This is a genomic window from Streptomyces sp. NPDC097617, from assembly GCF_044761485.1.
Classification (GTDB): domain Bacteria; phylum Actinomycetota; class Actinomycetes; order Streptomycetales; family Streptomycetaceae; genus Streptomyces.
Genome location: NZ_JBIWCL010000006.1, coordinates 38,674 through 50,679, shown reverse-complemented (window position 1 = coordinate 50,679; position 12,006 = coordinate 38,674). Strand labels below are relative to the sequence as shown.

14 protein-coding genes are annotated in these 12,006 nt (G+C 72.0%); 8 read left to right on the top strand and 6 right to left on the bottom strand.

Translation table 11 applies throughout. The features are described 5' to 3' along the window. Positions 1–182 precede the first annotated feature (182 nt). Entirely contained in the window at positions 183–1,922 is a 1,740-nt protein-coding gene (locus ACIQZO_RS12855) for an amidohydrolase family protein (protein WP_403625013.1), read from the top strand. Beyond that, positions 1,919–3,388, top strand: a complete 1,470-nt coding sequence (locus ACIQZO_RS12850) for an aldehyde dehydrogenase family protein (protein ID WP_403624381.1) — start codon at positions 1,919–1,921, stop codon at positions 3,386–3,388. The genes ACIQZO_RS12855 and ACIQZO_RS12850 overlap by 4 nt, the downstream gene beginning before the upstream one ends. An 82-nt stretch (positions 3,389–3,470) precedes the next feature. Here ACIQZO_RS12850 and ACIQZO_RS12845 read toward each other — a convergent pair whose 3' ends face one another. Continuing rightward, entirely contained in the window at positions 3,471–4,559 is a 1,089-nt protein-coding gene (locus ACIQZO_RS12845) for a DNA alkylation repair protein (protein ID WP_403624379.1), read from the bottom strand. 313 nt (positions 4,560–4,872) lie between these two features. On the opposite strand from ACIQZO_RS12845, the gene ACIQZO_RS12840 reads away from it, so the two are divergent. From ACIQZO_RS12840 to ACIQZO_RS12825, 4 genes are all read left to right on the top strand, one after another. Next, positions 4,873–6,432, top strand: coding sequence for an APC family permease (locus ACIQZO_RS12840; RefSeq protein ID WP_403624376.1), 1,560 nt, complete (start codon positions 4,873–4,875; stop codon positions 6,430–6,432). A gap of 201 nt (positions 6,433–6,633) precedes the next feature. Next, a complete protein-coding gene (locus tag ACIQZO_RS12835) occupies positions 6,634–6,921 on the top strand; it encodes a hypothetical protein (protein ID WP_403624373.1) in 288 nt (95 codons plus the stop codon). A 52-nt stretch (positions 6,922–6,973) separates the two neighbouring features. Beyond that, the gene (locus ACIQZO_RS12830) at positions 6,974–7,114 is read left to right on the top strand and encodes a hypothetical protein (protein WP_403624371.1); all 141 of its coding nucleotides are present in this window, start codon (positions 6,974–6,976) and stop codon (positions 7,112–7,114) included. Between the two features lie 132 nt (positions 7,115–7,246). After that, complete coding sequence (locus ACIQZO_RS12825; protein ID WP_403624368.1) at positions 7,247–7,492, top strand: hypothetical protein; 246 nt, start codon at positions 7,247–7,249, stop codon at positions 7,490–7,492. A 114-nt stretch (positions 7,493–7,606) separates the two neighbouring features. Here the strand turns inward: ACIQZO_RS12825 and ACIQZO_RS12820 are convergent, their stop codons facing one another. The 4 genes from ACIQZO_RS12820 to ACIQZO_RS12805 form a co-directional block, all read right to left on the bottom strand. Continuing rightward, on the bottom strand, positions 7,607–8,023 hold the full coding sequence (locus ACIQZO_RS12820) for a VOC family protein (protein ID WP_403624365.1): 417 nt from the start codon (positions 8,021–8,023) through the stop codon (positions 7,607–7,609). Between the two features lie 432 nt (positions 8,024–8,455). Continuing rightward, a complete protein-coding gene (locus tag ACIQZO_RS12815; RefSeq protein ID WP_403624363.1) occupies positions 8,456–8,698 on the bottom strand; it encodes a hypothetical protein in 243 nt (80 codons plus the stop codon). A 129-nt stretch (positions 8,699–8,827) separates the two neighbouring features. After that, positions 8,828–9,076, bottom strand: a complete 249-nt coding sequence (locus ACIQZO_RS12810; protein WP_403624360.1) for a DUF397 domain-containing protein — start codon at positions 9,074–9,076, stop codon at positions 8,828–8,830. Further along, positions 9,073–9,600, bottom strand: coding sequence for a helix-turn-helix transcriptional regulator (locus ACIQZO_RS12805; protein ID WP_403624357.1), 528 nt, complete (start codon positions 9,598–9,600; stop codon positions 9,073–9,075). The genes ACIQZO_RS12810 and ACIQZO_RS12805 overlap by 4 nt, the downstream gene beginning before the upstream one ends. Here ACIQZO_RS12805 and ACIQZO_RS12800 point away from each other — a divergent pair. Continuing rightward, complete coding sequence (locus ACIQZO_RS12800; protein ID WP_403625010.1) at positions 9,496–9,825, top strand: ATP-binding protein; 330 nt, start codon at positions 9,496–9,498, stop codon at positions 9,823–9,825. The two genes, ACIQZO_RS12805 and ACIQZO_RS12800, sit on opposite strands and share 105 nt — an antisense overlap. 118 nt (positions 9,826–9,943) lie before the next feature. Further along, positions 9,944–11,023: a hypothetical protein gene (locus ACIQZO_RS12795; protein WP_403624354.1), complete on the top strand. Its 1,080-nt coding sequence runs from the start codon at positions 9,944–9,946 to the stop codon at positions 11,021–11,023. Between the two features lie 83 nt (positions 11,024–11,106). Here the strand turns inward: ACIQZO_RS12795 and ACIQZO_RS12790 are convergent, their stop codons facing one another. Continuing rightward, positions 11,107–11,967, bottom strand: coding sequence for a TIGR03619 family F420-dependent LLM class oxidoreductase (locus ACIQZO_RS12790; RefSeq protein WP_403624351.1), 861 nt, complete (start codon positions 11,965–11,967; stop codon positions 11,107–11,109). Positions 11,968–12,006 lie beyond the last annotated feature (39 nt).

Below are 12,006 nucleotides of genomic sequence, written 5' to 3'. Positions count from 1 at the left end.
CCGGACCGCCGCCCCGAACCAGCCCCGGCCGGGCGGCCACCGGCCGGGGCCACATTCAGCCGCGCCGGCGTTTGAGGCGCGGGTCCGGGCGGAGCCCGGTGCCCGGCGGAGCCGGGTTTCCCGGGGGCACCGCCCGGACCCGCGCGCCGACCGCAGACGGGGCTCACGTGCGAAGGGACGTCATGCTCGACCACCTGATCAAAGGCGCGACCGTCGTGGACGGCACCGGCGCCCCCGCCCGCGTCGCAGACCTCGGCATTCGGGACGGCCGCATCGCCGTCATCGCCGAGCCCGGCACCGTCACCGAAGAGGCCCGGACCACCGAGGACGCCACCGGCCTCGTCCTGACCCCCGGTTTCGTCGACCCCCACACGCACTACGACGCCCAGCTCTTCTGGGACCCGTACGCCACGCCCTCCATGAACCACGGCGTGACCACCGTCGCCGGCGGCAACTGCGGCTTCACCCTGGCCCCGCTCAACCCCGCCCGCCCCGAGGACGCCGACTACACCCGCCGCATGATGAGCAAGGTCGAGGGCATGGCCCTCAAGGCCCTGGAGGAGGGCGTCGACTGGACCTGGTCCACCTTCGGCGAGTACCTCGACGCCCTCGAGGGGCGGATCGCCGTCAACGCCGGCTTCATGGTCGGCCACTGCGCCCTGCGCCGGCACGTGATGGGCGAGGACGCCGTCGGCGGCCAGCCCACCCCCGAGCAGATGCAGCAGATGCTCGACCTCTTCCACGACGCCATGAACGCCGGTGCCTGGGGGCTGTCCACCACCCAGTCCTCCACCCACTCCGACGGCTCCGGCGCCCCCGTGGCCTCCCGCCACGCCCGCCCCGCCGAGCTACTGGCCCTGTCGAAGGCCGTCGCCGAACACGAGGGCACCCAGCTGGAGGCGATCGTCGCCGGCTGCCTCGACCAGTTCTCGGACGACGAGATCGACCTGTTCGTGGAGATGAGCGCCGCCGCCGGACGGCCGCTCAACTGGAACGTCCTCACCATCGACGCCTCCGTCCCCGAGCGGGTCCCGCGCCAGCTGATCCCCAGCGAGCGCGCCCGCAAGGCCGGCGGCCGGATCGTCGCACTGACCATGCCGATCCTCACCCCCATGAACATGTCCCTCGGCACCTTCTGCGCGCTCAACCTCATCCCCGGCTGGGGCGAGGTCCTCGGCCTGCCCGTCCCCGAGCGGATCGCGAAGCTCCGCGACACCGGTGTACGGGCCGAGATGCTGCGCCGCGCCGACAGCAAGGAGGCCGGCGTCTTCCGGCGCCTCGCCAACTTCGGCCGGTACGTCGTAGGCGACACGTACAGCAAGGAGAACGAGGGCCTCTCCGGCCGGGTCGTGAACGACATCGCCGCCGAACGCGGCCAGGACCCCTTCCACTGCCTGGTGGAGATCTGCGCCAACGACGACCTGCGCACCGTGCTCTGGCCGATGCCCACCGACAACGATCAGGCGAGCTGGGCCCTGCGCCAGGAGACCTGGCAGCACGAGGACGTCATGCTCGGCGGCTCCGACGCGGGCGCGCACCTGGACCGGATGTGCGGGGCCCCGTACACGACCCGTTTCCTCGGCGACTGCCTGCGCGGCCGCAAGCTGGTCCCGCTGGAGCAGGCCGTACGGATGCTCACCGACGACCCGGCGCAGCTGTTCGGGCTGCGCGGCCGCGGCCGCCTCGCCGAGGGCTTCCACGCCGACCTGGTCCTCTTCGACCCCGAGCGGATCGAGGCGGGACCCGCGACCCTCGTCCACGACCTTCCCGGGGACAGCCCGCGGCTGGACGCGCGGGCCATCGGCATCGTCTCGGTACGCGTCAACGGCGTGGAGACCATCCGCGACGACGAGGTGACGGGGGCCGTTCCGGGCATCGTGCTCCGGTCCGGCCGGGACACGAGGACGGTGAGCACCCGATGACCGACGTGCCGCAGCGGCTCTACATCGGCGGGGAGTGGGTGGAGCCCGCCGGCGGCCACTACGAGGTGATCAACCCGGCGGACGAGTCGGTGGTCGGGCTCGCGCCCGAGGCCTCGCGCGCCCAGGTCGAGGAGGCGGCGCGCGCCGCCGCCGAGGCCTTCGGCAGCTGGTCCCGTACGAAGCCACAGGCGCGCGCGGCGATCCTGGACCGGGCCGCGGACATCATGCAGCGGGAGTTCGAGCCGTGGACGGCGCTCGCGCGCGCCGAGACGGGCGCGCCGACCGGGATCGCGCGCGGCATGCAGGTCGGGGTGGGCGTCGCCCGTTTCCGGCGGTACGCGAAGGGGGCCCTCGAACCGGTCGAGAAGGGCCTGCCCCCGCAGGTCACCGAGGCCGGCCCGATGGGGCGGGCGAGCATCCTGGGAGCGCTGGAGATGCGCCAGCCGGTCGGCGTGGTCACCTGCGTCACCTCCTACAACAACCCGTGGGCGAATCCGGCGGGCAAGGTGGCCCCGGCCCTGGCCATGGGCAACACGGTGGTCGTGAAACCGGCGCCGCAGGACCCGCTGTCGGTGTTCCGGATGGCGGACGCCCTGCACGAGGCCGGGGTGCCGGCGGGCGTGGTGAACGTCGTGGGCGGCCAGTCGGTGGAGGTCGGCGAGGCCGCGGTGGACTCCCCGCACGTGGACATGGTGTCCTTCACCGGTTCCACGGCCGTCGGGCAGCGCATCGCGGAGGTCTGCGGCCGTTCCATGAAGCGCCAGTTGATGGAGCTGGGCGGCAAGGGCGCGGCGATCGTCTTCGAGGACGCCGACCTGGACGCGGCGGTGATGGGGATCGGAACGACCTTCTCCTTCTACTCCGGTCAGATCTGCACGGCCCCGACCCGGGTGATCGCCCACCGGTCCGTCTACGACCGGCTGATCGAGAAGCTGACCGGCTACCTGGCCTTCATGAAGGTCGGCGACCCGGCGGAGGCCGGCACGGTGGTCGGCCCGGTGATCTCGGCGGCGCACCGCGACCGCGTGGAGTCGTACGTCGAGCTGGGGAGGAAGGAGGGCGCGCGCATCGCGTACGGCGGCGAGCGCCCGGTGGTCGGCGACGGCCGCGGCTTCTACACGGCCCCCACCCTGCTGGTCGACTGCACGAACGACATGCGGGTGGTGCGCGAGGAGATCTTCGGCCCGGTGGTCGTGGTCGTGCCCTTCGACGGAGACGAGGAGGAGGCGGTGCGGCTCGCCAACGACAGCGACTTCGGGCTGCTGAGCTACGTGTGGTCCGGGGACTCGGCGCGCGCGTTCCGCGTGGCGCGGCGGCTGCGGTCCGGCGGGGTCGGCGTGAACACCATCGGCCGCAACATGGAGGCCCCGTTCGGCGGCTTCAAGCGCAGCGGGGTGGGCCGGGACGTGGGTTCGTACGCGCTGCACGCCTACAGCGAGATCCAGTCGATCGTCTGGACGGGCTGACCCTCGGGCGGCGGCCGGGCCGGCCGGGGGGCGGGTGGCCCCCGGCCGGCACCGGGTCACGCCTGGAGGGTGCCGGGCCGGGTCAGGACGCGTCCAGCGAAAAGACGGCCTCGCCGTGGACCCGCCCGTTGATCTGGAGCTGCACCAGGTGCTCGCCCGAGTGGTAGCGGCGGGTGGTGATGGGCTTGAAGGAGTGGCGTTTGGTGCCGGTGAGGGTTTCGCCGGGGGCCAGGGCGCGGGTGACCAGCTTGAACACCTTCGGGGTGCGGGTGCCGCCCGCCTTCACGTGGTGCACGACGTAGTCGATGACCAGCTCCGCCGGCAGCGGGCCGGTGTTGGTGACCGCCCAGTCGAAGACGAGGTACTCGCCGACGGCGACCCGCGGGGTGGTGACGACCGGGCCGCTCACGCCGACCGGGACGTCGGGGGAGTGACCGAGCAGGGTCAGCGCCTCGGGCCGGCCGGCCTTGACCAGGGTGCGCAGGCCGTGCCGTACGACGCGGTTGGTCGTGGCCCCGGGCGCGGCCAGCCAGCGGGCCGCGGTCTCGACGGCGAGGGCGGGGTGGTCGCGGCTGATGTCGTTGAGGTGGTTGGAGACGGACCGGCGGACGTACTCGGACGGGTCGCGGTAGAGCGCGTCCAGCACCGGCACCGCCGGCCGCGGGTCGGCCACGAAGGCGGGCAGCTGCGCGGCCCACGGCAGCCGGGGCCGGGTGCCCTCGCTGGCGAGGCGGCGTACGTGCGGGTCCGGGTCGTCCGTCCACTTCTGTACGAGGGCCAGGGCGCGGGCCGGGTCGGCGCGCAGGAAGGGCCGTACGGCGGACTCGGCGGTCAGCCGGGAGGTGAGGTCGTGCAGCAGGTCCAGCCCGGGCTCGAACACCTCCAGCCCGCGGACGGCGACGGCCTCGTTGACGGGGAAGGTCATCCACCCCTCGAAGCCGGGCCCGGCGAGGGCGGTGCGTACGACGGCCTCGAAGGCGGGCCATTCGGCGGGGAGGTCGTCGAGCACGGCGTCGCGGACGGCGGTGACGCGCTCGCTGTAGCTCAGCCCGTCGAGTGCGCCGGCGCGGGCCCGCAGGGCGGGCGAGGAGCGGCGGCCGCCCGCGCGGGCGAGCAGTCGGGCGAGGGTGGTGACGGTATCCGCGCTGAGGAGCTCATCGGCCGTGGGCATGGGCCCCAGTCTCGCGGATGACGCCCCGGTCCGGTTCCGGGGCGTCCGGCCCTCGCCCGGACCGCCGTTACCGCTGGCCACCGCAAAGTCACGAGGGAAACTTTGAAAACGCCCATAACGGACATGGCTGCGGTTTCCGCATGCCGAAAGACCCTCTATCGATCCTTCCGAAGCGTGGGCGAGTTCGAATGTGAACCTTGCATTAAGCGCTCGTGAACTGCTTCGGTCTCCAGATTCCAAGGCGTTCTGGGGCTCGCACTTCCGGACTTCGATCGTCCAGATGTGGAAAACGCACCATCTAACGTCCTGACTCATGACTCAGCTGGACGTTCGGCCTCGGGCCGGAGACACGGTAAGCGGCGTCGCCGAGGGCGACGTTCGCGGCAAGGGACTCGGCAAGGGGTCCGTCGGACTGGTCGGAAGCGCCGTCATCGGCATCTCCACCGTGGCCCCCGTCTACTGCCTGACCTCGACCCTCGGCTCCACCGCCGGTGAGGTCGGCATGCAGATGCCCGCGATCTTCCTCGCCGGCTTCCTCCCGATGCTCCTGGTCGCCTTCGCCTACCGCGAGCTCAACAAGGCCATGCCCGACTGCGGCACCTCCTTCACCTGGACCGTCAAGGCCTTCGGCCCGCGGATCGGCTGGATGTGCGGCTGGGGCCTGGTGATCGCCACGATCATCGTGCTCTCCAACCTCGCGGGCGTCGCCACCTCCTACTTCTGGCTGCTGGCCGGCGAGATCACGAACAACGCGTCGATCGCCGCCCTGGACGACAACAAGCTCGTCCACATCGCCACCTGCCTCACCCTGATCGCCGTCGCGACCGCCATCAGCTACCGCGGCATGACCGCCACGAAGGGCGTCCAGTACGCCTTGGTCGGCCTCCAGCTCGTCGTGCTCGCGATCTTCGTCGCCATGGCCTTCCAGAAGGCCTCCGCCGGCACCTTCGACACCGGCCTGGACTTCTCCTGGTCCTGGATGAACCCCTTCGCGGTCGAGTCCATGGCGGCCTTCACCGCCGGCCTCTCGCTCTCGATCTTCATGTACTGGGGCTGGGACGCGTGCCTGGCCACCAACGAGGAGACCACCGGCTCCACGAAGACCCCCGGACGCGCCTCGCTCATCGCGATGGTCGTCCTGGTCGGCTCCTACCTGGCCACCGGCGTCGCCGCCCAGATGGCCGTCGGCTCCGGCGGGGCGGGCCTCGGCCTCGCCAACGAGGAGACCTCCGACAACGTCTTCGCGGCCCTCGCCGGCCCCGTCATGGGCCCGGTCCTCGGCATCCTGCTCTTCGTGGCCGTCCTGGCCTCCGCCGCGGCCTCCCTGCAGACCACCTTCATCCCGGTGGCCCGCACGGTCCTCGCCATGTCGACGTACGAGGCCCTGCCGGCCTCCTACGCCAAGGTCCACCCGCGCTTCAAGACCCCGGGCCGCGCCACCGTCATGGCGGGCGTCGCGACCGGCGTCTTCTACACGGTGATGACCCTGCTCAGCGAGAACGTCCTGACCGACACGATCTTCGCGCTCGGCCTGATGATCTGCTTCTACTACTCACTGACCGCGTTCGCCTGCGCCTGGTACTTCCGCGGCGAGCTGCGCCGCTCCTCCCGCGACCTGTTCTTCAAGGGCGTCTTCCCGGTCCTGGGCGGACTCCTGCTGGCCGCGGTCTTCTGCAAGACCCTCTTCGACATGTGGGACCCGGCCTACGGCTCCGGCTCCACCGTCCTCGGCGTCGGCAGCGTCTTCATCATCGGCGTCGGCCTGCTGGCCCTCGGCCTGGTGATCATGTTCGTCACCGAGCGCCGCAGCCCGGCCTTCTTCCGCGGCCAGGTCCTCACGAAGTCCACCCCGGCCCTGGTGGTCGAGGACTGAGCCACCCCCTGTGCCCCAACCCCGTGCGCCCCACCCGCTGAGTCATGCCCGCGGCCCCGGATCGATTCCCCCGATCCGGGGCCGCGGGCGTTCCGGGCCGGTTCGCGACCTCGTTTCACGATCCGGTTTCACGATCCGGTTCCACGGGCCAAGTGCGGCTCGGACGGTGACCCGGGGTGCGGGCGGATCGTTGGGTGGGACATGAACGCCTTGAAGCGCACCCTCGCCGCCCTGGTCGTCTCCGGCGGAGCCCTCGCCCTCGTCCCCGCCGCCGCGCACGCCGACGAGCCCGCGGCCCAGGGCACCCCGATCGTCGAGCGCGTCGGCGACATCGTCGACCACCCGAGCCACGCCGTGCAGGACACCAGGACCGCGGTCGGTGTGACCACCTCGGCGGCCGGATCCGCCACCCGGGCCACCGACTCCTCCCTCACGGGCACCGGCTCGGCCCTGGCCGCGGGCCTTCCCAGCGCCCCGAAGGTCAAGTGATCGCGACCGGCTGAGGCCGGGCTCCCGAGCGGCGGCGTTCGTTGAGCAGCGCATGATTGTCCGGCTGCTCAACCACCTCAGCACCTTCGTCATCGCCGTCCTGCTGGTCGGCGGTCTCACCGGCCTCTCCGCGGCCGGGAGCGTGGCCGCCCGCCTCCGCTTCCCGCACCCGAGAGTCCGGGCCGCCGGCTGACGACCGCCGACGGCTCCCGGACTGTCAAGCCCCGAACTTCAGCGACGTGACGCGATCCGGCCGCCGGGGGTGAATGGAGGTACCCGCTCACCAGGACCCCCACCTCCCCTTCGCCGATCGAGGAGCCTTCCCATGACCCGCATCCGGACCCGGCGTCTCGTCCTGATCACCGCTTCGGCCGCCCTGGTCGTGGGAGGCGCTCTCCTGGCCCACGGTGCCTTCACGGCACCCGCGGTGCTGCGTGCCCCGCACGCCCCCACCACCACGGTGTCCCACGACCACGGATCCGGCCACCGCCTCCTGTCGGTGCTCAAGCACCTGTGGACGACCGCGGCCGCGGCCGGGGACGCACCGGAAGCGGCCGCCCGGCCGTCCTAGACGGCCGGCGTGCGGCCCGCCGCCGCCTCGATCACCTCGTCCGGCACCTCGCGGGAGCGGATCAGATCGCCGATCACCGGGTGATCCGTTCCCGCTCCGTGGCGAACTCGGCCCCTACGGGGACGGGACGGGCGTACCCCACGTACGGGAGCACAGCACCAGCCGGTAGCCGTCGGGGTCGGCGACGGTGACCCCCCACTCGTCCCAGTACGGGTTGTGGGCGGCGACCCGCGTCCCGCCGTGCTCGACGAGCCGCTGCACCAGGGCCTCGTCGGGGGTCTCGCCGAGGTACACCACGAACAGGTCCTCGACCGTGGGCACGGGCAGGACCGGGTTCGAGGCATCGCGGGTGAGCTCGAAGTGCCAGCCGCCGCCTACCGGTCCGACCATCAGCAGCTCGTGCTCCCCGGGCGCGCTCCCGGCGCTGCGCCACTGCACTTGCAGCCCGAGGCCGTCGACGTAGAAGCGCTCGGCGGCCGCGAGGTCGAGGGAGGGCCGGGCGACACGGACATGCGTACGTGAATCGATCATGCCCGGCAGCGTACGGAACACGCGCGGGCCGGACTTGGCCGGTATTGGCCGTGCGGCACCGGCATCCGGATTCCGCTTCGCCGAAGGTCCCCGTCCCGGCCGGGCCGTACGCGGGGCGTCCACCGTTCCCCCGCATTCCAGGGCCTGGACGAGTATCGGTCAAATAGGCGATGACCTGGGGAAATGCATTTCTCGGGGCGCGGGATCCCTGCCTAGGATCGACTCGGCTGAACGGCTCCGGACCGTCGGTGTATGCCGCTTGCTCGGGGGGAAGCGGCAGGGCCGCGACGGCTTCCCGCGGGCCGTTCAGCCTTCTCGTCCGCCGGACCCCTGCGGCCGTCATTGACCCGAGCGGGCAGTGGTCCGGCGATGTGACGGCCGACCCGCCGACCGGGGTCCCTCCGACGGGCCCCGGCCGGCGAGCACCGGTCGTCAGGCGCCCAGGTGCTGGTACTCCGCCCACTCCTTCTCGCCCTCGGCCGAGCAGTTCGAGCCGTACAGGGGACCGATCTTCGCCGGGACACCGGCGAAGGACGAGCAGTTGGACGCGAAGGCCTTGTGGCCGCCGGAGAAGTATTCGATGTCGACACCGTCGTTGGCCAGGGCCGCGCCGGCGCCGCCCAGCAGGATGCCGGCAGCCAGGACAGACGCCGTCAGGGCAGAGCGAATACGCATGACACTCTCCTAAGATCTCGATCAACGCGCCGGACAGAGGCACGCGACCGGCTCAACATCACGGAGAGTTCACGGGAAACGGTGCTTCACCCCAATGGCGGTCACCCTCTGTAACCCGGGCGTGGCGCCTCAGGAACCTACGGTGATCCCGGCCAGGAAGGCCCGCCAGCTCCCGGGCGCGACGGCCAGCTCCGGCCCGGCCGCCACCTTGGAGTCCCGGACGTGGACGGCGTCCGCACACGCGGCGACCTCGACGCAGTCGTCGCCCTCGCTTCCGCTGTACGTGGACTTGTGCCAGGAGAGGGCGACCTCGACGCAGCTGTCGCCCTGGCTGCCGCTGTAGCTGCTCTTGAACCACCGCAACTCGGAGCTGTTCACAGGGATCCTCGCATGCGCATCAACAGGCCCGGGATGGACCGGCACTCGTACGTATTGAGGGTGACGGCCACCTCCTCCAGCTCCGCCCACCGGCGGAACCAGGACGCCAGTCCCCGGCGTCGCGACAGCTGCCGGGCCGCGATGATGATCACGCCGAACGCGTTCAGGACCGAGTCGGTCTTGTTGATGAACTTCTGCGAGGGATGGCGGCGGCCCTGTTCCACGGAGCCGACGTACTGGACCGAGTACCCGATGAGCCGGGCCAGTTGCTCCTGGGTCAGGCCCGCGCGTCTGCGGGAGGCCTTGACCGTCTCGCCGAAGCTGCGCAGATTGTCGTCCGGTTCGACCTCGCCGTCACCGCTGTCGTCGGCACTCAGCGTTTCAGCTGCACTCGCTGGGGGGCCCGCCTCGCCCGACAGCTGGCCCTCGTCGAACTGCACGACTGGGGCATCCCGGAGTCCACCGCGCTCTCCGCCGACGCCGGGCTCCTCGTGGCCGAGCTCGCCGCCAACGCCGTCGTTCACGGGCGGGTTCCCGGGCGGGACTTCGAGCTCCGGGTGACTCTGCTGGAGGGGGTCCTGCGCGTCGGGGTGTCCGACGCCCGCCGGGACCGCCGGCCCGCCGTGCGGCCGCCCGCCCACCAGGCGGAATCCGGCTACGGGCTGCGCATCGTCGATGCCCTCGCCTGCGACTGGGGGGTGATGGACCGGCTGATCGGCAAGACGGTCTGGGCCGAGTTGGGGCGGTAGCGGCCCGGCCGGTCCGCACGCGGGCCGCCCCCTGCGCGGCCCGTGTGACCGGCGGATATGCTCCGCGTGCCCGAGGCTGTGACGGTCACAGGGCCGGGTCGCTTGAACTGGGGGGTTCATGAGATTGCTGCCATCGGGCAGAAGACCGCGGAACGGACACGGACGCCGCGGCGGCCTCGCTTCGGGGGCCCTGCTGCTGGCCCTCCTGGCCTCGCTGACGGGCCAGTCCGGTACCGCGCTCGCCGCTCCGTCCGAGCCGGTCGCCGGCGCCGGAGCGAATGCGGCACCCGCCGCGAAGGCAGGGCCGCAGGCGGCGCCCACGGCGGATCCGAAGGCGGATCCCAAGGCCCAGTACGAGGCCGGGGTGCTTGCGCTGCGACAGAGCGCGGTGGCAGCGGCCTGCCCCGCGGACCTGACGCCGAAGACGGTCGTCAACTGCCGGGTCGAGGCGGGCAGGACGGTCTCCTTCCCGCTCGTCCTGCCGCAGCAGAAGGACATGGTCCGCTACCGGGCGGTCGCGACCGGGCCGAGCGTGGGCACCGAGCTGCTCGCACCGGACGGCGCCAAGGTGAACTGCGAGGGCGTACCGGCCACCGGGGTGACGGCGGTCGTCATGAACGTCACCGCCGTCAGCCCGACCGAGGCCGGGCACGTGATGGTGTATCCGAACGGCCGGCCCCAGCCCTCCGTGTCGAACATCAACTTCAGTGCCGGGCAGATCGTGCCCAACCTGGTGACCGTCGCCGTGGTCAACGGCAAGGTCGACCTGCGCAACCACGCCGGATCCGTCGACCTGATCGCCGACGTCACCGGCTACTACACGGCCACCGGATCCACCTTCTCCGCGGCCTCCCCGGTCCGCCTCCTCGACACCCGGACCGCCATCGGCGGCCACCCCGGGCCGGCGGGCGGCGGGGAAACGGTCGACCTGTTGGTGACCGGTGTCGAGGGAGTGCCGGCGACCGGTGTGACGGCCGTCGTCCTCAACGTCACGGTCACCGCACCCGCCTCGGACAGCTTCCTGATCGTCTACCCGCACGGAGTGGCGCGGCCCAACGTGTCGAACCTCAACTACCGCGGCGGGCAGACCGTTTCGAACCTGGTCATCGTCCCCGTCATCGACGGCCGGGTGAGCTTCTACAGCCCGTACGGCCCCGTCGACGTGATCGCCGATCTGAACGGGTACTTCACCGGCTGACCGGCCGGCGCGCAATGCCCGAGGGGCCCGTCCGATCCATCGATCGGGCGGGCCCCTCCGTCGTCGGCCGACCGCGTCCGAGGTCAGAGGTACTGGGCGAACCGGTCCAGGGTGCGCAGGACTTCCGGCTTCGGGGCGGACGGCAGCTGGAGGACGACCTCCTCGATGCCGAGGTCGGCGTAGTGGCTCATCTTGCCGGCGGAGGGCTGGACCGCGTACGGGACCACCTGGAGGGACTTCGGGTCGCGCCCGGCCGTCTCCCAGATCCGGCGCAGCACCGGGAGGCTCTCGGTCAGGCCGCCGCCTCCGATGGGGAGCCAGCCGTCGGCATGGTCGGCGATGGCGGCGAACAGCTTGGGGCCGGCCGCGCCGCCGATCAGGGTGCGCGGGCCGTACAGGGGGACGCCGGGGCCGAGTTCGCGCGCGGTCTGGACCGGCTTGGGGTGGGCGGTGCTGGCCTGGACGGAGCAGTACTGGCCCACGTACGCCGTGGGCTCGGGGGACCACAGGGCGCGCATCAGCGCCATCCGGTCGCGGACCAGGTCGCGGCGGGTGCGCCACTCGACGCCGTGGTCGGCGGCCTCCTCGACGTTCCAGCCGTAGCCGATGCCGAGGGTGAAGCGGCCGTGGGAGAGGTGGTCCAGGGTGGCGACCTGCTTCGCGAGGTCGATCGGGTCGTGCTGGGCGACCAGGGTGATACCGGTGCCCAGGTGCAGCCGCTCGGTGACGGCGGCGGCCTGGGCGAGGGCGACGAAGGGGTCGAGGGTGCGCCCGTACATCTCGGGGAGTTCGCCGCCCATGGGGGCGGGGGTGTCGCGGGTGACCGGGATGTGGGTGTGTTCGGGGAGGTAGAGGCCGGAGAAGCCGCGCTCCTCGAGGCTGTGGGCCAGCCGGACGGGGGAGATGGTGCGGTCGGTGAGGAAGATGGTCGTGGCGATCCGCATGGGCTCTGGCACCTCCGTGACGTGGGACCCGCCACGGTA